Raw genomic sequence first — 20,547 nt, forward strand, 5'->3', positions numbered from 1 at the left:
CACCGAGATTTCGCTGTTCTCCCGCCAAAGGCACACGACGCGAGCGGCTGTCACTGGAAGAAGGGCAGGTCGGCAGCAGATGGCACACCAATCGCGGGTCGCGCTCCATTGCCTCGCATTGCTGGCCGCGTGCCTCCTGGCGCCGGGCTGCGGCTCGCGACCTCCCGCAACGCTTGCGACAAAGGCGGGCACGACGCCAGCCCCCGCCGCCCATCCGCTCAAAAGCGCGATGCCGACCAAGGCGGACTTCCCCGCCGACTGGCGCGTGCAGACCCAAGACAGCCGCCCCGTGGCCTTGCCGGGGCTGGACGACACCGACACCGCGATCAACTCGGTCGTCCCCAGCGGATGCCGCGACTTCGCGGCCATGTTTGTCTCCGCCCCAGGGTCCTCGATCCCCGGAGACTTCGTGTCGAGCACCGTTGCGATGGTCCCCGACGAAGCCGGACACTTCGACCAAAGCTCGGTCGTCGTCTTCGCCACGAGGAACGTCGCCGGTTGGGGCTCCCCGCGGGCGATCCAGGACAACCTTCGGGACTGCGCCCACGTCACGGCGGGCATGTCCATGCGCGGGCAGCAGCTGCGCGCCGCATTCGCCTCGGAACGGATCGACACGGGCCAGATCAAGGGCGAAGCCGCTGGCAGGACGACAGTCATCCTCGCGAATGAGGAGAAGATCCGCGTCGCGGCGGTCCGGGCGCAGACGAAAGGCGTGCTCGTCTGCGCGAGCTCGATGATCCTGTCCGGATCTCGCGACGACCAGCAAGCGCTTCTCGTGAAACTCGTCGCCCAAACGGTGGACAAGCTGAACGCGATCTGAGCTTTCTGGCACTCTTGGTCCATGCGCGTTGAATGTCTTGGCGAGGGAGCCGGCCCGGGTTCCGTCCTGCGCGCCCTGCGCCTGATCGCCGCGCAGGCCGGTTCGGCCCCGCCAGCCGCGCTCATCGGCGACTGGTTCGGCTCGCGCGCCGTCCTCGCCCCGAGCCTGCTCGCCCTCCCCGGCGCCCAGCTGCCCGACTTCGGCCCAGCGGCCCGCTCGGGCGCCCAGGCCGCCGCCGCGCCCGCCGTCGGCGGCGGCTGGATCGGCGCCCTCGCCTACCCGGACCGGGCCGGGGCCGACGGACTGCCCGCTGTGGCGGGAGGGTTCGCCGAACAGGTGCTGCGACTGGACCAGGAGGGCCTCTGGTGGTTCGAATCCCTCGACGACAAGCCGTGCCCCAACCGGCTGCGCGAAGCAGTCCGGGAAGGCGGGAGCGCGGGCCCGTTCGCCTGCTCGTGGACGCCGCCCGATCAGGGAGCCCATGAGCAGTCGGTGCGCGCGTGCCTTGCGGCCATCGCCGAAGGCGAGATCTACCAGGCGTGTGTGACCACGAACTTCACCGGAGAGCTGCAGGGGGACCCGATGGACTTCTTCCTGGCCGTCGCGGAGGCCTCCCGGCCCGCGAAAGCCGCGTATGTGGCAGGCGACTGGGGGGCCGTGGCATCCTTCAGCCCTGAGCTCTACCTGCGAAGACAGGGCACGAGCGTCGTGGAGAGCCCCATCAAAGGCACCTTGCCCAGACAGCTCGACCCAGCGCTGTTGCGCTCCTCGGCCAAAGACATCGCGGAGAACGTGATGATCGTCGACCTGGTCCGCCACGACCTCGGCCAACTCGCGCGCACCGGCTCGGTGCGCGTCGTCGAGCTCTTGGACGTGCGCGAAGCACCAGGGGTGTGGCATCTGGTCTCGAGCGTGGCGGCCGAGATCGACCCCCATGTCAGCGACCGCGAACTCGTCGCCGCCACCTTCCCGCCCGCCTCCGTCACCGGCACGCCGAAGCTCAGGGCGCGCGAGCTGCTCTCGGCATGGGAGCCCGAAGGGCGCGGCATGTACTGCGGGGCGGTCGGGATGTCCTCGCCCGAACAAGGGCTCGAACTCAATGTGGCGATTCGGACAGTGTCGATCACACCTGCCGGAACAATGCGGCTCGGGGTCGGCGGGGGCGTCACCGCCGACTCCGAGCCGGAGCAGGAATGGCAAGAATGCCTCGACAAAGCCTCGAGCATCCTCGATCACTCGTCGAACGGCGCGAGGGCCTCATTGACGTTTTTGGCCTGAAAGCGCCCGTCGGCCAAAACGTCAGCCGGTTTCCCCGCGGGCCGCGACAGCCTCCGCGTACAGCTCCCGTTTGGCGATCCCCGCCTCGGCGGCGATGAGCGACACTGTTTCACTGAACCGGGCGCCCGCCGCGACGAACTGCTCCACTTTGCGCACCAGAGCGGCCATGTCGGCGTGCGCGGCCTCCGCCGCGCCGAGCACCACGGTGATCTCGCCCCGCAACCCGTCCGCGGCCCAGGCCGCCAGGTCGGCGAGAGAGCCTCTGCGCACTTCCTCATAGGTTTTCGTGAGCTCGCGGCAGACAGCGGCAGGGCGGTCGGCGCCGAGTTCGGCGACCGCGTCGCGCAAGCAATCCGCGATCCGGTGCGGAGCTTCGAAGAAAACACAGGTCCGGGTCTCGGAGCGCAGCTGCGCGAACCACGCCCGGCGCGCCTGCGATTTGCGCGGCGCGAACCCTTCGAAGCAAAACCGGTCCGTGGCGAGGCCGGAAAGCGCGAGCGCGGCCGTGACCGCGGAGGGGCCCGGCAGGCACGTCACCGGCAGCTCCTGGGCCACAACGGCGCGGACCAGGCGAAAACCCGGGTCGTTCACCAGGGGGGTTCCCGCGTCGCTGACCACCAGGACCGTGCGACCGTCGCGCAGTTCCGAGACCAGCTGCTCGATCCGCCGCTCCTCGGCGTGGTCGTGAAAACTCACCAGCCGCCCCGAGATGCGGACCCCGAGGGCGCGGGCCAGGTCCTTCGCGCGCCTGGTGTCCTCCGCGGCCACGACGTCGGCCGAAGCGAGGACGTCTTTCAGCCGTTGGCTCGCGTCTGCGGGATTGCCGAGCGGCGTTGCTCCGAGCACCAACATGGGGCGGGTTATTCCCCGGCCTCGTCCTCGTCGCCCTTGGAATACCGCGTGGGGTACTCATGGGCGATCCAATCGTTCTCCGGCTGCGAACCGCTCTGCCCGAGCTCGACGATCACACCGGGGGTGCGCAGCGCCGAAAGCGAGTTCGGCGGCATGTTCTCCATCGCCCGGCGCATCAGCACCAAGGGGCTCATCCCCAGGATGTCCGAGAGCTGCTCCAGCTCGCTGATGGTGAGCGCGCGACGAACGTGCTTGCCCAACCGTTGATCGACGTAGTTGCGCGACCCCAGCACGCCGAAAAGACCGGAGACGGGTTTGCCGAGCCTGCGGAACTCAGCGCGAATCTGGTTCGCAACAGCGAGTGCCAACGGGCTGGGCGGCGGCTCAGCTGTTGGACTCATGAATAGACCATAACATCACGGAAAGGAAACCTCTTTTCGCCCTGGGCAGTGCTTTCGTTTAGCTTCATCAGTGTAGTATATCTCTGTTCCTGACACTGTTATTGTCGCTGGCACTGTGATAAGCGCGATAAAGAAAGACTGAGGAGGCGATCTTGGCCACATCCGCGCAGCCGCGCATTGCGCCCGGAGGATTCTGGCACATCGGCCCGATCGCGTGGATCGCGAACAAAACCGGCTCCCGCCTGATGGGAGTCCCCGACTACCGAGTGGTCACCACGCTCGGGCGCAACAAGCGCCTGTTCCCTTTTTTCTTCGCCTATATCTCGTATTTCCAATACCTCTCGCAGATCCGGCTGCGCAATGTGGAACTCGCCATCCTGCGGGTGGCGCACCTGCGCGAGTCGGTCTACGAGCTCAATCATCATATCGTGATGAGCGCCAGGGCCGGAATCACCGACGAGGAGCGCGCCCGCGTCGGCGAAGGGCCCTCGGCGCCCGGCTGGAGCGCGAAGGAGAAAGCTCTGCTCACCGCAGTCGACGGGTACATCACGGACAAAGCGATCGCCGACGCGGACTGGGCGGAGCTCAGAAGGCACTTCCACGAACGCCAGATCCTGGAAATCTTGCTCCTCGTCGGCTCCTACGACTCGCTCGCCACAACGTTCGACATCATCGGCTTGCAGACCGAATACCCCGCAAACCCGTTCGAGTAGGGCTCGACGCCCCCAGCCGCCGCCGGGCGCCCCGCTGCCCAAGGAGGCCGCTGCGCAACAGCCGTCCGGTGGCTAAGCTGGTCAAGGTGACGTTTGAGGAGCACGCGAAACCGACGACCCTGGGAGAGCTCCGAGCCTCGGGGCACAGAGAGCGATCGGTGAAGCAAGAGATCGCGGAGAACCTCTTGGCGGCGCTGAAGGAAGGGCGAAACCCTTGGCCAGGGCTGTTCGGACTCGAGAACACGGTCCTCCCCCAGCTCGAACGCGCGCTCATCGCGCACCACGACTTTGTGCTCCTCGGCGAGCGCGGCCAAGGCAAGACCCGCTTGCTCCGCTCCCTGGCAGGGCTCCTGGACGAGTGGACCCCGGTGATCCAAGGTTCCGAGCTCGGCGAGCACCCCTACCGGCCGATCACCCCCGCGTCGATCCGGCGCGCCGCCGAACTCGGCGACGGCCTGCCGGTGGCCTGGAAGCACCGCAGCGAGCGGTACACCGAAAAACTCGCGACCCCGGACACTTCGGTGGGCGACCTGATCGGCGACATCGACCCGGTGAAAGTCGCCGAGGGCCGCAGCCTCGGCGATCCTGACACCATCGCCTACGGCCTGGTCCCCAGGGCGCACCGAGGGATCGTCGCGATCAACGAGCTGCCCGACCTCGCCGAACGCATCCAGGTCGCCATGCTCAACGTCATGGAGGAGCGCGACATCCAGGTCCGGGGCCACACGCTGCGCCTGCCCTTGGACGTGCTCATGACAGCCTCGGCGAACCCGGAGGACTACACGAACCGCGGCCGGATCATCACGCCGCTCAAGGACCGCTTCGGGGCAGAGATCCGCACCCACTACCCTGCCGATCTGGACGCGGAAGTCGAAGTGATCGAGCAGGAGGCGAGCCTGTCCGCGAACGTGCCCCGCTACCTCGCCGAAATCGTCGCGCGCTGCACGCAGCTCCTGCGCGAGTCCAGCTCTGTCGACCAACGCTCCGGGGTCTCCGCCCGGTTCTCGATCGCCGCCGCGGAGACGGTGGCGGCCGCCGCGCTGCGCCGCGCCGCCCTGACCGGCGAGACGGAGGCCGTGGCCCGCATCGTGGACCTCGGCTCGGTCGTCGACGTGCTGCGGGGGAAAATCGAATTCGAATCCGGCGAAGAGGGCCGCGAGCAGGAAATCCTCAGCCACCTTGTGCGCCGGGCGACCGCCGACGTCGCGCGTCGGCATCTCGCAGGCGTCGACGTCGGGCCGCTCCTGGCCGCGGTGGAGAACGGGCAGAGCGTGACCACCGGCGAGGTGGTCCCGGCGAAAGACGTGCTCGCCTCGGTGGAAAATCTCGCCGTTGTGGACGTCGTCGCCCGCCAGCTCGGCGCGGCGAGCACCGGCGAGCGGGCGGGCGCGGTGGAACTGGCTCTGGAAGCGCTCTACCTCGCGCGCAGGCTCGACAAAGTCTCCGACTCGAAGACCTCGGTGTATGGCTGACTCCAGCTATCGCCGATACACCGGAGGACCTGACCCGCTCGCCCCTCCGGTGGATTTGCGCGAGGCTTTGGCCCAGGTCGGCGACCAGGTCATGGCAGGCTCTTCGCCGCGAAGGGCGATCTCCGAACTCATGCGCAGGGGAATGCGCGGGCGCAAAGGCCTGGACGACCTCGCGGCGGCGGCGCATCGGCGGCGGCGCGAAATCCTCGCCGAGCACAACCTCGGGGGCACGCTCAAAGAAACCGCGGACCTGCTGCAAGAAGCCATCCTCGAAGAGCGCAAAGAGCTCGCGCGCGCCCTGGACGACGAAGCGCGCTTTCAGGAAATGGAGCTCATGGCGCTCGACGCCTCGCCGGCAAAGGCGATCCAGCAGCTCAAGCGGTACCGCTGGCGCAACCAGAAGGCGCGGGCTGCGTACGAGAAGATCGGCCAGCTGCTCGGCCAAGAACTGCTCGAACAGTATTTCGACGGCATGAAGCAGCTGCTGCGCAGCGCCGACAACCCCTCGGTGCGCGAGCAAACGCAACGGATGCTGGCCGATCTGAACGCGTTGCTCGCCAAACACGCGAGCGGGCAGGACGTCGCCGACGACTTCGCCTCGTTCCTGGCGGAACACGGGGGCCTGTTCCCGGAGAACCCCCGCACTGTCGAGGATTTGATCGACATTCTGGCCAAGCGGGCGGCAGCCGCCCGACGGATGCGCAACAGCCTCTCCCCGGAGCAGCGGGCGGAGCTCGACGAACTCGCCCAGCAGGCTTTCGGAGCGCCAGAGCTCGGCAAAGCGCTCGCCGAACTCGGCAGCCGCCTCGAAAACGCCCGGCCCGGCGAGGATTGGCACGGCCAGGAAGCATTCCATGGCGAAGCCCCCCTCGGGCTCGGCGCGGGCGCGCGGGCGATGGCGGACATCGCCGAACTCGATCAGTTGGCCGACGCGCTGTCCCAAGGCTACGACGGCGCGCGAGTGGAGGACGTGGACATGGACGCGCTGCGCCGCCAGCTCGGCGACGAAGCCGCCGCAGACCTTCGCCGCCTGTCGGAGTTAGAGCGCGCGCTCGTGGAGGAGGGGTTCCTGCAGCGAGGCGCAGACGGCCAATGGCGCCTTTCCCCCAAGGCGATGCGCCAACTCGGCCAAGCGGCGTTCCGCGACTTGGTCGGGGACGTCGGCGCGCGCGCAGGGGCGCGGGAGACTCGCAGGGCCGGGGCGGCCGGGGAGCCGACCGGGCAATCGCGGCCCTGGCAGTTCGGGGACCTGCAACCGTGGGACATCCCTCGGACAGTGGGCAACGCAGTGCTCCGATCCGTCGCGCGCGGCCAGGCCGCCCCGCCCCTGCGCCTGCATGTGGACGACGTCGAGGTCCAAGAAACAGAGGCACGCCAACAAGCCGCCGTCGCCCTGCTGGTCGACACGTCGTTCTCGATGGTGGTCGAAGACCGATGGTTGCCGATGAAGCGCACCGCGTTGGCGCTGCAGCATCTGGTCGCAACACGTTTCCGCTCGGACGCGCTGCAGATCGTCGGATTCGGCAGACACGCACGGGCTCTCACCGCCGCAGAACTCGTCGCGCTCGACAGCGTCCACCAGCAGGGCACGAACCTGCATCACGCGGTGTTGCTCGCCCTGCGGCACCTGCGGCGGCACCCGAACGCGCAACCAGTGCTGCTCATCGTCACCGACGGGGAGCCGACCGCGCATGTGGACGAACAGTCCGGCGAAGCGGTGTTCCAGTACCCCACCAGCCATACGACGCTGCGGCTGACCGTCGACGCGCTCGACCAAACGGCCAAACTGGGGGCGCACACCACGATCGTGCGGCTCGGCGACGATCCGGGGCTCGCGCATTTCCTCGACCAAGTGGCCCGCCGGATCGGCGGACGAGTCGTCGCGACGGACGCCGACGGTTTGGGCGCCGCAGTGGTCAGCGATTATCTGCGCGCCAGGCGCAGCGGATGACCGCCGCGGCGGGGAGGTCTACTCGGAGACCGTCACGCGCTCGATGAAGACCGGGTCCACCGGGCGGTCGCTGCGGTCCACCTCGGTGGTGGCGATCGCGTCCACGACCTTCTTGGACTCCTCGTCGGTGACCTCGCCGAAAATGGTGTGCTTGCGGTTCAGGTGCGGCGTCGCGTCGACAGTGATGAAGAACTGCGAGCCGTTGGTGCCGGGACCGGCGTTCGCCATGGCCAAAAGGTACGGCTTGTCGAACTTCAGCTCAGGATGGAACTCGTCCTCGAAGCGGTAGCCCGGTCCGCCCCTGCCCGTGCCCGTGGGGTCCCCGCCTTGGATCATGAAGCCGTCGATCACACGGTGGAAGACCGAGCCGTCGTAGAACGGGCCCTCGGCTTCGCCGGACGCGTTCTCCGCGGTGTACGCCAGCTCGCCAGTGGCCAGGCCGACGAAATTCGCCACCGTCTTCGGGGCGTGGTTGCCGAAAAGCCCGACTTTGATATCGCCTCGGTTGGTGTGCAGGGTCGCGGTCTGGGTTGCGTTGCTCATGCTGCTCATCCAATCACGCCCGCGCGAGCGCGGGCGCGGCAGGTCCTTCAGAAATGCTCAATGGCTGTTCGGGTCTCCGTAGGGCCACTTGTCGTCGAGGTTGAACTCGTCCGGGTCGGGGTTCAGGCGCGGCTGCTCGGGCAGGCCCGTGATCGCGTCGATCTGGGCGGGCGTCAGTTCGAAGCCGAACACGTCGAAGTTCGACGCGATCCGCTCCGGGGTCTGCGACTTGGGGATCACGATGTTCCCGATCTGCAAGTGCCAACGGATGAGCGCCTGCGCCGGGGTGACGCCCGCCTCCTCGGCGATCTTCTGGACCACTGGCTCCGACAAGCTCTTGCCGATCCCGAGCGGCGAGTACGACTCGGTCGCGATCCCGAGTTCCCTGTGCAGCTCGCGCAGCCGGGCCTGGGCGAGATGCGGGTGCAGCTCGATTTGGTTGACGCTCGGCGTCTCGCCGGTCTCCTCGATGACCCGGCGCACATGGGCCTCGTGGAAGTTCGAGACGCCGATGGAGCGGACCTTGCCGTCCTCCCTGGCCTTCTGGAACGCCTTGAACGTCGCGACGAAATCATCCCTCGCGGGCACGGCCCAGTGGATCAAATACAAGTCGACGTAGTCCAGGCCCAGCCGCTGCAAGCTCGCGTCCAGGGCGGCGAGGGTGCTGTCGTAGCCTTGCTCGGCGTTCCACAGCTTCGTCGTGATGTAGAGCTCCTCCCTCGCCAAACCCGATTTCGCGATGGCGCGGCCCACCCCGCGCTCGTTGTTGTACACAGCGGCGGTGTCGATGTGCCGGTAGCCGACCTCGAACGCCTTCGCCACCGCGGGCTCGGCGACGTCGTCGGGCACCTGCCACACGCCAAAGCCCAGCTGAGGAATAGTGTTGCCGTCGTTGAGGGGAATGTTCGGAACGCTCACCGCACCAGCCTAGCGAAAATCCCGAACGCGCGGCGCTTCCCGCGCGCCCTGATCGCAACGTACGATCATTCTCCGTGTCCACATCGTCTTCGTCCCCGGCCGAGCAGCCCGAGCGCGCGTCCAGGGCGCGCGCCGTCGCCCTGATCGCGGGCGTTTTGGCGGTCCTCGGAGCCATTGCCGTCCCGTTCTTGCCGGTCAAAGAACGCACCGCCGAACTGCAGTGGCCCAGCCGGGTCGTCGGCAACACCAACGCGCCGCTCGTGTCCTATTTCCCCGAATCCTTCGACCTGAGCGTCCCGTGCCGCGCCGTGGCCGCGCAAGCCGGGCGCGCCGAAGGCTCGACGCTCTTCTCGACCATTCCGCCCAGCTCCTCGCTCGCGACGACCCGAGGGCTCGTCGTCCGGCTCACCGGCCCGCAGGACGAGCGCAGCCTGCAGGTGGTCCTGCGGGGCGAGACATTGCTCGTCGTCGAAGCCGCGAAGTTCGCCGACCCCGGCTGCCAGGCGCTGACCGTGCACGCCACTCGGGACACGACCACCGTCGAAGCGCGCGGGATCGCGGGCGCGTCGGCCAGCCGGCCAGGATCGAATCTGCGCCCGCAGATCATCGGTTTCTACACGGACCTCGCCGGGATGCGCGACGACGAGGAGTTCGCCGGCCTCGCCGCGAAAGCGGCGATCGACACCCGGTTCCTCACCGAGCCGACCGGACTGAAACTCGGCGTGCTCGTGGCGAGCGCCGTGCTCATGCTGGTCTCGCTCGGGGCGCTCGCCCTGTTCGACCGGGCGGCCCCACGGCGCAGGAAAGTCCCGCCCCGCTCGCGCCTGCAGCCTCGCGCCGCAGACATTGTGGTGACGGCGGCGCTCGGGATCTGGCATGTGATCGGCGCGAACACGGCGGACGACAATTACATCGCCACCATCGCCCGCGCCTCGTCAGGCGGCGGCTACCTGGCGAACTACTACCGGTATTTCGGCGCCCCGGACGACCCTTGGGGCTGGTTCTACCAGATCATCAAGCTGATGACCGCGACCGGAGTCGCCAGCCCGTGGCTGCGCCTGCCCGTGTTGCTGCTGAACATCGGCACCTGGCTCCTGCTCTCCCGGTTCGTGTTGCCCAGACTCTTGCGCAGCGCGTCGAAACCGGCGACGCTGCTCGGCGGCTGGTCTGCCGCGCTGGTGTTTCTCTGCTTCGTGTTCGCCTACGACAACGGGCTGCGCCCGGAGCCGTGGATCGCGTTCGGCGTCCTGGGCTCCTGGGCCTTGGTCGAGCGTGGGATCGCCACCCGAAGACTGCTCCCCCTCGGCCTCGCGGGCGTGCTCGCTTCGGCGACGCTGACCTGCGGCCCGACCGGCGCGATGGTGTATTTCACCCTGATCCTCGCGGCCAAGCCGTTGTTGCGCCTGCTCAAAGAGCATATCGCGAGGCTCGCCCCCGACGGCGGGCGCGGGCGGACCGCGCTGGCCTGGGCCGCGGTGCTCGCGCCGCTCGCCGCCACATTCTGCGCGGTGAGCCTGATCGGGTCCTGGCGCATCTCCTACGGCGCGTTCCGCGCCGCGGCGACGGTGAAAATCGTCGTCGGCCCGTACATGCACTGGTACGTGGAGGCCACTCGTTACCAACAGCTCATGGGCTTCTCCCCGGACGGGTCGTTCTCCCGCCGCTTCCCGATGCTCCTCATGCTTCTGCTGCTGATCGTTGTCGCTGGAACCCTGTGGCGCGCTGCCATCATGGCAAGGCTAGGACAGCACTCGCGGCTGGACCTTCGGGTCGGTCCGACCCGCCGCATCGTCGGGCTCACCTTCGCCGGGCTGCTCTGCCTGATGCTCACCCCGACAAAGCCGACGCACCACTTCGGCGCGTTCGCCGGTCTCGGAGCTGCCGTCGTCGCGGCAGGCGCGGCAGCGGTTTTGGCCATCTCCACGGCGCGCACCCGCGCGTTGTACGCGGCCGCGCTGCTCTTCATGATCGGCCTCGCCTACACCGCGCCCAACGACTGGTGGTACCCGGCCGGGTACGGGTCGCCGTTCCGCACCACAGCGATCCGGTTCGGGGTCAGCCTCGGCACCGTCTTCTACTACCTCGGCGGACTCGCCATAGCAGTGGCTTTCTTCTTGCACCTGTTCGGCAACGGCGCACGGGTGTGGCGCGTGCTGTTGGAGCGCAGGCTCATCGCCTCGGGCGCCGTGATCGGCGCGGTGTTGACCATCGTCATCGAACTGGGGGCGACATCGCTCCAGGCCCTGACGGTCGACAACAGCGCCGCCGCGCGCAACCTCGCCGCCGTGACCGGCCGGGACGAATGCGGCCTGGCGGATGTCGTGCTCGTGGACACAGACCCGCAGAAATCCATCCTCAGCCCTGTTTCGGACCAGGGAAGCGCGGCAGACGCGCTCCTCGGGTCCCAGGCTCGGGGGTTTGCCATCACGACCCCGCAGGAACAAAGCACCGCAGACCTGTTGGCCCAGGCGAACCTGCCGGACATCGGCCCCGCCGTGGACCCGCTGCACCCGACGCCGCCCGCCGACCCCGCGGATCTGATCGGTTTCGGACTGGACCCGACAGCGACGCCGCTCGTGATGAGCGCGGCCGGGCGAAGCGCGGGAACGGATCCGGCGGGGATTGTCGCGCCGATCGCCGAGCTGACAAGCCGCTGGTACCAACTGCCGGAAAACACTGCCCTGGTGACACTGGCGGCTGTGGGCTACTTCCCGAAAAACGCCGTGCGGCTCGAGTTCACCGACGACCCGGCGAATGGCAAAGCCCAAGGCCCTCCGGTCGAGATGGTCGCGGCAGACCCCGCCCCCGGATGGCGCGACCTGCGGCTGGGCGAGATACCGAGGAAAGCCAAAGCGGTGCGGGTCCTCGCGCGCCTCGACCTGCCCGGCCCGAGCCAGTGGATCGCCCTCACCCCGCCGAGAGCCCCCAAGCTCGCCACCTTGCAGCACGTCATCGGGCGCGCAGACCCGGTGCTCGCCGACTGGGAGGACGGGCTCGGATTCCCCTGCATGCGCCCCTTCGGCTACCGCGACGGGGTCATCGAACTGCCGAAATACCGGATTTCGCCCGACCGGGTGACGGACGCCTCGTTCCATCAGTGGATGGACGCCTACGGGGGCGGCCCCGGCGGCATTGTCGAATCCGCCGCGCACGCGGTCACGCTGCCCACCTATCTGCGGGGAGCGTGGGATGTGGACTGGGGCAAGGCCCAGCGTCTGATCCCTCGCGCGCAAGGCGGCCCGCCCGATCTGACGACGCAGACAGTGACCCGATCCGGATTGGCCAACCCCGGCCCGCTGGGATCGGGCGTTGTGGGCTCGTCCTGGACCACCGACCCGTCAAAGCTGCATTAGCGCGCCAGCCGCCATGCACGCGCCAGCCCTGTCGGGGCCGCTGGCGCGTGCATGGCGACCATGTCCGTGCCCTCTGCCCGCACCGCATTGCCGCCACCGGGGAGACGCTGTTCGTCAGGAGCCGCCGAAGGCCGCGACGAGATCGGAGCCGAGCTGCTTCTGAAGGTCGGCGGACAGCTGCGCGCCTCGGAGCACGAACACGTCCACCACAAAAAGCCCCAATGTCTCCACCCGCGCCTCGAGCACGCTCACCCCGGCAGCGGCGAACACGGCGGCCAAATTGGCGAGCAGCCCGACTCGGTCCGCTCCGCGCACCTCCACCGACGCTTGCTGCTCGTTCGCCCCTGGAAGCCACAGCACCTTGGGGGCCGCTGTGCTCGGCGCCGTGGGCACGGCGATTCGCAGAACAGAGCGCGCCCGCGTCTCGGCTTCTTTGCGCTCCCGCTCGGCGAGCGCCGCCATCACGTCCCATCCGCCCGCCAAAGCCCGCAACAGGTCCTGCCGGATGATTTGCGCGGACGGGGGCGAGCCGAACCGAGGGCTCGCCACGAACGCGGCGGGCGCAAAACCAGCCGTCTCGGAAAGCTCGGCGTGATGGCACCGCAGGCCGTGGATCGCGAGGACAGCGGTGGCCTTTGCCAACAGCCCGATCGAGTCCGGGGCGACCATGAGCAACTCCCCCGCGCCGCCGCCCGCCTCGGCCTGGTCGGCCCATTCGACAAGCACCTGTCCGGGCAGCTCCTCGGCGCGTTGGGCTTTGGCGAGGAGCGCCCGCGCCCGGTCCACTCGGCGCGCAAGGGGGACCGCTCCGGTCAGCGGCGCGCCGATTTCTCCGGCTGACAGCGCGCGGCAGCTCGCGACGAGCTCCGCGATCAGCCGCGCCTTCCAGTCGCCCCACACCCCTGGGCCGGTCGCCAGCGAATCCGCTTCCGAAAGCGCCGCGAGCAGCTCCAAGACCACCTCGTCATGGCCGATCTGCGTCATGACGAGGCGGGCGGTGGCCGGGTCGCGGACGTCTCTGCGCATCGCCGCAGTCGGCAAGAGCAAATGCTGGCGCACGACGAGCGCGAGTCGGCGCACATCGCCCTCGTCCAGCGCCAGCCGCTCGCCGATCTCACGGACCAGGTGTTCCCCGATGACGCTGTGGTCCCCCTCCCGGCCCTTGCCGATGTCGTGCAGCAGGGCGCACAGCAGCAGCAAATCAGGGCGGGCGACCCTCGTCGTCAACGAGGAGGCCTGCACCACCGTCTCCACCAAATGGCGGTCAACGGTCCAAACATGGATCGGGTCCCTCGGCGGAAGATCGCGCACCACGGCCCATTCGGGGAACATCCGCTCCCAGAGCCCGGTGCGGTCCAACGCTTCGACGATGCGCACCGTCCGGCTGCCCGCGCCGAGGACGGCGAGCAAATTTTGGCGCATGTCCTCGGTCCATCCCTGCCGCAGATCTGCGGCGGCGAGCCTGCCGAGCGTCGCCTGGCTGATCGGCAGGCCCGACACAGCGGCAGCGGCGGCCACACGGAGCACCAGCCCAGGAGTCGGCCGGGCGTCCTTGGCGAGGACCACTTCGCCGCCGTGCGCGACCACTCCTTCGCCCAGCGGGCGCCGTTGGCGCAATTCGGGCCCGCCGCCCCGCACCGCGTTGTGCGCCACCCGCAAACCGACCTCGACGCAGTACTCCACCGTGCGGCCGATCCCGCTGAGCCTTCTCGCCAAATCGAAGCGGTCGCCCGCCCCGAGCGTCGCGGCCACCTCGTCGGCGTCTTGGGCGAGGAGCTGATCGCGGCCCCGCCCAGTGGCGCGGCGCAGCTGGGTCCGGATGTCGAGCAAGTCGGCGTACGCGCGGGCGAACCCGCCGCCGGGCGAGGAGCCGGTGAGCGCGGGAACCCCATCGGTCAGCTGGGCCAGCGCCAACGCGTCGAGCAGTTGCGCGTCGCGGGCGCCCCCCTTGCCGGACTTGAGGTCGGGTTCCGCGCGGTGGGCCACTGAGCCGAACCGTTTCCACCGCTCGCGGGCGCTGGCGAGCAACTCGGGCAAGCGTCCTCGGGCGCTGCGCCGCCAGCTGCTCAAGACCGGCCCGACCGTGTCGTGGTACAGATCCTCGTCGCCCGCGATCAGCTTTCGCCGCAGAAAGCCGAACACAGCGCGCAGATCCGTCTGCGCGACTGCGAGCATGTCGTCCTGCGTGCGCACGGCGTGGTCGAGATCGATGTTCGCGTCCCAGACGGGATACCACAATCCTTCGGCCACAGTCCGGACCTCGTCCGGGCTGTGGCCGCGATGCAGCAGCACCAAGTCCAGGTCCGAATGCGGCAGGAACTCGCCTCGGCCCAAAGCGCCGACCGCGACAAGGGCGAACCCGGAGCCCTGGGCCACGCCGAGGCTGGCCGCCAGCCCAGCGAGCCAATCCTCAAGCAACGCCTGGAGGTCGTGGCGAAGCCGTTCGGGCGGCAGGTCGGAAGAAGTGAGGGAGCGAATGCTGTCCCGGAGGCTGGCGGCTGTCACCGGGGCGGGCATGGTCTCAGTGCTTGCGGGCGCGCAGGGCGCCCCATCGCGAACAGGGCGCCCGCTACAGCGCGTCGCTGCCGCGCTCGCCGGTGCGCACGCGGACCACCGACTCGACCGGCGAGATCCACACCTTGCCGTCGCCGATCTTGCCGGTGCGAGCGGCGTCAACGATGACCTGGGCGACCTGGTCCGCTGCGGAGTCGTCCACGATGACTTCGACCCGGACTTTCGGCACGAAGTCGACCGAGTACTCAGCGCCGCGGTAGACCTCGGTGTGGCCCTTCTGCCGCCCGTAGCCTTGCACCTCGCTCACAGTCATGCCGACCACGCCGGACTGCTCCAACGCCGTCTTCACGTCTTCGAGGGTGAAAGGTTTGACGATCGCGGTCACAAGTTTCATTCGTTGTCACTCCTTCATTGCGGCTTCGGCGAACGCGCGCCGCTCGACAGAACCGGTTCCTACGGCACTGAAATCATAAGCCGACTCCGCGTGTTCGCTCTCATCGAGCCCTCGCGCCTCGCCTTCTGGGTCGGCTCGCAGGCCGATGGTGTGCTTGAGGGCGAACGCAATGATCGCGGTGACCACGGCCGAGTACACGAGCACGGCGCCCGCGCCGACCGCTTGGCGCCAGAGCTGGTCGAAGCCGCCCCCGTAGAAGAGGCCCTTGACCCCGGCGGGGGCTTCCGGCGCGGCGACGAGCCCGACCAAGAGCGTGCCGACGATGCCGCCGACCATGTGCACGCCGACCACGTCGAGGGCGTCGTCATAGCCGAGCCTGTACTTCAGCCCCACCGCGACGGCGCAAATGGCGCCGCCCGCGACGCCGATGACGAGCGCCCCGAGCACATTGACCGAGGAACAGGACGGCGTGATCGCCACCAGTCCCGCGACCACGCCGGACGAGGCGCCGAGCGATGTGGCGTGGCCGTCGCGGATCTTCTCCACCAGCAGCCAGGCGAGCATCGCCGCCGCGGTGGCGACGCTGGTGGTGATGAAGACCGAGCTGGCGGTCGGGCCAGCGGTGAGCGCGGAGCCCGCGTTAAAGCCGTACCAGCCGAACCACAGCAGGCTGGCGCCGAGCATCACGAACGGCAGGTTGTGCGGACGCATCGGAGTCTTCGGCCAGCCTCGCCGCTTGCCGAGGACAAGCGCGAGCACGAGACCGGCGACTCCGGAGTTGATGTGCACCGCGGTGCCGCCCGCGAAGTCGATGGCCTTGATCTGGTTCGCGATCCAGCCGCCGTGCTCGGCGGTCACGTTGTCAAAGGCGAAGACCCAGTGCGCGACCGGGAAGTAGACCAGCGTGGCCCACAACGCCGAGAACAGCAACCAGGGGCCGAAGCGGAGCCGGTCGGCGACCGCGCCAGAGATGAGCGCCACCGTGATGATGCCGAACATGAGCTGGAACGCGACGAAGGAAAGGGCCGCGACCTGGTGCGGGGCCGTGCCCACCAGCGGCGGATTGGCGTCCGCGTCCTTGCCGATGAGCCCGGCCAGCCCCCAGTATTGCGTGATCTTGCCGAAAAAGTGGCCGGTGTCGTTGCCGAACGTCTCCGAATAGCCGAAAAGCGCCCACAGAATGGTGACCACGCCCATGGCGCTCACCGACATCATGAGCATGTTGAGGACGTTTTTCGAGCGGACCATGCCGCCGTAGAAGAAGGCCACTCCCGGCGTCATGAGCAGCACCAGCGCCGAGCTCACGAGCAACCAGGCGGTGTCACCAGAGTTCACTGCGCGTTACCTCCATAGAAATCAAGGCTCATATGACAGCGAGCCCGGCCAGAGTCGACCTGACGTGCAGCCTGCAAAACGCATGTTGCCGGCACACCATGATCGTGTTTCTGAAAAGTTAACTGTGCCCTTCGCGGCCGAAAGCCCGTCTGCGAGGGTCGCGAATCAGCCGAGCAGAGCATCGACGAAAGCCACCGGCTCGAAGGGCGCGAGGTCGTCCTTGCCCTCGCCGAGGCCGACCAGCTTGACCGGGACGCCTAGCTCTTGCTGCACGGCGAAGACGATCCCGCCCTTGGCGGTGCCGTCGAGCTTGGTGAGCGCCACTGCGGTCACATCGACGACCTCGGAGAACACTTTCGCCTGGTGCAAGCCGTTCTGGCCGATGGTGGCGTCGAGGACGAGAACCACCTCGTCCACCGCCGCCTTGCGCTCGACAACACGTTTGATCTTGCCGAGCTCGTCCATGAGGCCGGTCTTGGTGTGCAGTCGGCCCGCGGTGTCGATGAGGACCACGTCTGCCCCGGTCTCGACGCCCCGGCGCACGGCTTCGAAGGCGACCGAGGCGGGGTCTGCGCCCTCGGCGCCGGTGACGACTTCAGCTCCCACGCGGCGGCCCCACGTCTGCAGCTGGTCCACAGCGGCGGCCCGGAACGTGTCCGCCGCGCCGAGCAGGACTCTTCGGCCGTCCGCGATGAGCACTCGGGCGAGTTTGCCGGTGGTCGTGGTCTTCCCCGTGCCGTTCACGCCGACCACGAGCACCACCGAAGGCCGCTCGGCGTGCGGCAGCGCGCGGACCGAGCGGTCGAGTTCGGGCTTGAGCTCGCCGATGAGCACTTCTTTGAGCACCGCTCGGGCCTGGGCCTCCGAGCGGACCTCGGCGCGAGCGAGCGCGGCGCGGAGCTTGTCGATGACGTGCTCCGTGGTGCTGGCCCCGAGATCAGCGGCAAGAAGCGTCGTCTCGATGTCCTCCCACGATTCCTCGTCGAGGTCGCCGCCGCCGAGCAGCCCGACCAAAACCCGGCCGACGCTGCTCTGCGAACGCGCGAGCCGCCCGCGCAGATTGCCCCACCGCTCCCCCGACGGCACAATCTCCTCGGCCTGGCGCTCCTCCGGCTCGGGTTCTGGCTGCTCCACGTCGACGTCGGGCAGAACCACGTCCCGCACGGTGGGCTTGGGCGAATCGACCGGCGTGGCCGCGTCGTCCCCCACTCCCGGCAGGCCGGTCGCTTCGACCTTGGGCGGCGCGTGCGCGATCTGCGGCGTCGGGACGGCGGAGCCGCCCTCGGCAAAGCTGAAGCCGCTCTTGGCCTGATAGGTCGAAGCCTCAGGCGTGGCCGCCGACTGCGACGTGAGGCGGATCCTGCGCCGCCGCGCGAGCAACAAGCCCCCGCACACCGCCGCCAACACCACAAGGGCCGCTACGACGGCGACGACGACCCACATCTCTGAGCTCACCGCACTGCCTCAGCATCTCGAGTTTTGCTCACTGCACTGCCTCAGCACCTTGAATTTTGCTCACTGCACTGCCTCAGCACCTTGAATTTTGCTCACTGCACTCCCTCAACATCTTGAATTTTCCAACTTCACGGAATTTTTCCGGCACCGCGCTCGCGGGGGCGGACGGCCGCGACAAGAGCTCATCTGCTCTTGGGCGGCTCTTTCACTTTTTGGCCCGCGCAGCCGACCATGCCTTGCTCCGACGCGGCGTCGATCTGCTGAAGGCCGACAGAAATCCGGCAGCTGAACCTCGCGGTCGGGTCGATGTTCGAAGGATCGGACATCACCATGACCATGGCGTAATCGGCTCCGAGGCTCAGCGTCACATCTTTGCGCCACGGCGAGCCGACCGTCTCGTTCTGCGCGCTCTCGTGCGTCCGGTTGAGCGTGTCCTCGTTGGTCACCGCCACGTACATCACCTTGAAAGGTTTGCTGCCAGATGATGTGACCTCGTAGGTCACCGTCGCCGCGGCGGCCCGGGCCGGGAGCGGGGAGAGCGCCGCGGCGGAGACGGCAGCCGCAGCCGCGACGGCCGCGGCCAGCGCCCGCGAAGCCGGGCTCGCCCAACAGGAGGCGCGCACGGTCACGACCCTGCCTTCTCGAGTTTGTCGCGGAGCTTGAGCCCAGCGCATCCGGCGACTGCCGACTGGTCCTTCTTCGCGTCGATGGTCTTGCCGCCCGAGGTGATCTCGCAGGAGAACTTCGTCGACGAGTCGAAGTTCGAGGGGTCGACCGTGACGATGACAAAAGCGTAATCGACGCCTTTGCTGAGGAAGACTTCTTTCTTCCAGGTCGAGGTCCCGGTGTCGGTCGACAAAGTTTTGGCGAGTTCGGCAGGGCTGCCCGCGGAGGTCTGCGCGATGTAGCTGACTTTGAAAGGCTTGGCCACGTTCGAGGTGACTTCGTACGTCACCGTCGCCCCGCCCTCGGAGCCGCCCGGCGCGGCAGAGCTCGTGGCCGCGCCGCCCGACGCGGCAGAACCCTTGGGCTCGTCCTTGCCGCAGGCGGCCACACCGGCCATCGCGACAGCGGCGGCAGGGATCGCGCAGAACATTTTTTGTGACACTGTGCCGAGCAACATAGGTTCTGTTCCTTTCGAGGAAAACTCTGGAAAACCATATCGATCTCTGGTGCCACTGTACCGCTGCGAACGGAGCTCATCGCATGCGCTCTCGGATCGGCGAACGGACAGCGCGGCCCGCATTGCTGGTGCTGGCGCGCGCAGCGAGCCCCCGCGCGAACGGGGGCTGAGAGAGCAAGGGAGGGGCCGAGGCGATTCGCCTCGGCCCCTCCCTTGCTCTTGGAGCGCTTAGTGCGTGGCGCCAGGGGTGCCCAGGGCGCGCGGCGGGGTCGTCGAGGTCACGGTCGAAATGACGAGCGTCGTGGTCGGCACGCTGGTGCTGGTGCTGGGGCGGTCTTTGCACTCGCCGTTCTCCTTGGCCTCCTTGCGCTCGTTCTTCGCGAGGTCGTCGCAGAACGGGGTGTCGTCAGAAGGCTCGTCTTCGTCGGCGCCCGCGTCGTCCGAGGGGGCTTCGTCGGCAGGCTCCTGCCCCTCGGCGGGAGCGGCGTCGTCCGTGTCGTCGTCGTCAGCCGCGACGGCGGCGGTCGCCTGCGGGGCAAGGGTGGACGGGGCGAAACCGGACACCGCGAAAGCAGCCGCCGCCGGGAGGCCGAGGGCGGCCAAGGCTGCGATCAAAGCGCGGCGAGAAGGAAGAGAGGAAAAGGCCATACCAGGCGACTCCATTCGATGTCGTAAGATCAATCCCTGCGGGGAGACCCCCTCGCGAGACACACGGATCATAGCCTCCCCCTAGGAGCGCGTCCAACCAAAACTAAGAAATTCTCAGGCGCTTGGCAGGTTTCACAGTTTTCTCGCAGGAAACTTGAGCACCAGGAGCAAACCGAGGAATTCCCTCCTGCGCGGCCTGCGCGATGGCGGCGACGAAGCGGCGCGCAAAAACATGCTGCACGATCCTCAACAGCGGGAACAGCGGCAGCCACAACGGGGCGGGCAGCGACACGGAGTGGATCAGGACGCGCACCTCGTCGGTCTGCGGGTCCCACGAGACGGCGAACAGCTCCTCGCCGCGCTCCGCGTGGCCGGGCAACGCGCCATACGCGAAACCCTTGCGACGCGGCTCGTCCACGACATAGACCACGCGGCACGGGAAAGAAAACGGGCCAAGGCGCTGATCGACCACGGCGCCCTCGGCGACAAAAGAAGCCGAAGCGTGGACGCTGAGCCCCGCGCGCAGTTGCGCCTGCCAGGTCAGGACAGCGACAGCCGCCCGATGGAAGTCCGCCTCACCGGCTCCGACCACCCGCGAAGCCGTCAGCGGCAGGAAAAACATCGGCCTTGGCGCCGCGTCCCTCGTCACACCGGAAGCCGGGGAAGAAAACGCCGCCGCGCGCAGCACCATCGCCTGGTCCGGCGGCAGCGGAACATACCTGCCTCGCAGCGCCATCTGTTCAGCGTACGCGCAAGGGCCGCTCGGCTTCGATTCCC

The 20,547-nt window shown here is 68.3% G+C and carries 18 protein-coding genes; 6 read left to right on the forward strand and 12 right to left on the reverse strand.

Going from position 1 to position 20,547, the window contains the following annotated elements:
- The first annotated feature begins 79 nt into the window (after positions 1 to 79).
- Complete coding sequence (locus SROT_RS11225) at positions 80 to 820, forward strand: hypothetical protein (protein ID WP_013139143.1); 741 nt, start codon at positions 80 to 82, stop codon at positions 818 to 820.
- A 21-nt stretch (positions 821 to 841) separates the two neighbouring features.
- Entirely contained in the window at positions 842 to 2,098 is a 1,257-nt protein-coding gene (locus SROT_RS11230; RefSeq protein ID WP_013139144.1) for an aminodeoxychorismate synthase component I, read from the forward strand.
- A 21-nt stretch (positions 2,099 to 2,119) separates the two neighbouring features.
- Here SROT_RS11230 and rsmI read toward each other — a convergent pair whose 3' ends face one another.
- Both rsmI and SROT_RS11240 read right to left on the reverse strand, forming a co-directional pair.
- Entirely contained in the window at positions 2,120 to 2,950 is an 831-nt protein-coding gene (gene rsmI / locus SROT_RS11235) for a 16S rRNA (cytidine(1402)-2'-O)-methyltransferase (protein WP_013139145.1), read from the reverse strand.
- An 8-nt stretch (positions 2,951 to 2,958) separates the two neighbouring features.
- Positions 2,959 to 3,351: a hypothetical protein gene (locus SROT_RS11240; RefSeq protein WP_083777872.1), complete on the reverse strand. Its 393-nt coding sequence runs from the start codon at positions 3,349 to 3,351 to the stop codon at positions 2,959 to 2,961.
- A gap of 152 nt (positions 3,352 to 3,503) precedes the next feature.
- Here SROT_RS11240 and SROT_RS11245 point away from each other — a divergent pair, with 152 nt between their 5' ends.
- The 3 genes from SROT_RS11245 to SROT_RS11255 all read left to right on the forward strand — a co-directional run bounded on the left by SROT_RS11245 (position 3,504) and on the right by SROT_RS11255 (position 7,487).
- Entirely contained in the window at positions 3,504 to 4,064 is a 561-nt protein-coding gene (locus tag SROT_RS11245) for a carboxymuconolactone decarboxylase family protein (RefSeq protein ID WP_013139147.1), read from the forward strand.
- 86 nt (positions 4,065 to 4,150) lie between these two features.
- A complete protein-coding gene (locus SROT_RS11250) occupies positions 4,151 to 5,536 on the forward strand; it encodes a sigma 54-interacting transcriptional regulator (protein WP_041407957.1) in 1,386 nt (461 codons plus the stop codon).
- On the forward strand, positions 5,529 to 7,487 hold the full coding sequence (locus SROT_RS11255) for a vWA domain-containing protein (protein ID WP_013139149.1): 1,959 nt from the start codon (positions 5,529 to 5,531) through the stop codon (positions 7,485 to 7,487). The genes SROT_RS11250 and SROT_RS11255 overlap by 8 nt, the downstream gene beginning before the upstream one ends.
- 18 nt (positions 7,488 to 7,505) lie before the next feature.
- Here SROT_RS11255 and SROT_RS11260 read toward each other — a convergent pair whose 3' ends face one another.
- Positions 7,506 to 8,030 (reverse strand): peptidylprolyl isomerase, encoded by a 525-nt coding sequence (locus SROT_RS11260; RefSeq protein ID WP_013139150.1) that lies wholly within the window; start codon positions 8,028 to 8,030, stop codon positions 7,506 to 7,508.
- A gap of 57 nt (positions 8,031 to 8,087) precedes the next feature.
- Complete coding sequence (locus SROT_RS11265) at positions 8,088 to 8,948, reverse strand: aldo/keto reductase (RefSeq protein ID WP_013139151.1); 861 nt, start codon at positions 8,946 to 8,948, stop codon at positions 8,088 to 8,090.
- A 74-nt stretch (positions 8,949 to 9,022) separates the two neighbouring features.
- On the opposite strand from SROT_RS11265, the gene SROT_RS11270 reads away from it, so the two are divergent.
- A complete protein-coding gene (locus tag SROT_RS11270; protein WP_013139152.1) occupies positions 9,023 to 12,301 on the forward strand; it encodes an arabinosyltransferase domain-containing protein in 3,279 nt (1,092 codons plus the stop codon).
- A gap of 114 nt (positions 12,302 to 12,415) precedes the next feature.
- Here the strand turns inward: SROT_RS11270 and SROT_RS11275 are convergent, their stop codons facing one another.
- The 8 genes from SROT_RS11275 to SROT_RS15730 form a co-directional block, all read right to left on the reverse strand.
- On the reverse strand, positions 12,416 to 14,818 hold the full coding sequence (locus tag SROT_RS11275; RefSeq protein WP_013139153.1) for a [protein-PII] uridylyltransferase: 2,403 nt from the start codon (positions 14,816 to 14,818) through the stop codon (positions 12,416 to 12,418).
- Positions 14,819 to 14,870: 52 nt separating this feature from the next.
- Positions 14,871 to 15,209: a P-II family nitrogen regulator gene (locus tag SROT_RS11280; RefSeq protein WP_013139154.1), complete on the reverse strand. Its 339-nt coding sequence runs from the start codon at positions 15,207 to 15,209 to the stop codon at positions 14,871 to 14,873.
- Between the two features lie 6 nt (positions 15,210 to 15,215).
- Entirely contained in the window at positions 15,216 to 16,490 is a 1,275-nt protein-coding gene (locus SROT_RS11285) for an ammonium transporter (RefSeq protein ID WP_148223603.1), read from the reverse strand.
- A gap of 219 nt (positions 16,491 to 16,709) precedes the next feature.
- Positions 16,710 to 17,999 carry a signal recognition particle-docking protein FtsY gene (ftsY, locus tag SROT_RS11290; protein WP_187288030.1) on the reverse strand — a complete coding sequence of 430 codons (1,290 nt, stop codon included), beginning with the start codon at positions 17,997 to 17,999 and terminating at the stop codon, positions 16,710 to 16,712.
- Between the two features lie 182 nt (positions 18,000 to 18,181).
- Positions 18,182 to 18,628 carry a hypothetical protein gene (locus tag SROT_RS11295; RefSeq protein WP_013139157.1) on the reverse strand — a complete coding sequence of 149 codons (447 nt, stop codon included), beginning with the start codon at positions 18,626 to 18,628 and terminating at the stop codon, positions 18,182 to 18,184.
- Entirely contained in the window at positions 18,625 to 19,122 is a 498-nt protein-coding gene (locus tag SROT_RS11300) for a GPI anchored serine-threonine rich family protein (protein WP_013139158.1), read from the reverse strand. Before SROT_RS11300 ends, SROT_RS11295 begins: the two co-directional genes overlap by 4 nt.
- 228 nt (positions 19,123 to 19,350) lie before the next feature.
- On the reverse strand, positions 19,351 to 19,770 hold the full coding sequence (locus tag SROT_RS11305) for a hypothetical protein (RefSeq protein WP_013139159.1): 420 nt from the start codon (positions 19,768 to 19,770) through the stop codon (positions 19,351 to 19,353).
- A gap of 103 nt (positions 19,771 to 19,873) precedes the next feature.
- Positions 19,874 to 20,506, reverse strand: a complete 633-nt coding sequence (locus SROT_RS15730) for a DUF1990 domain-containing protein (RefSeq protein ID WP_013139160.1) — start codon at positions 20,504 to 20,506, stop codon at positions 19,874 to 19,876.
- Between the last annotated feature and the right edge of the window lie 41 nt (positions 20,507 to 20,547).

This window comes from Segniliparus rotundus DSM 44985, from assembly GCF_000092825.1.
GTDB lineage: Bacteria > Actinomycetota > Actinomycetes > Mycobacteriales > Mycobacteriaceae > Segniliparus > Segniliparus rotundus.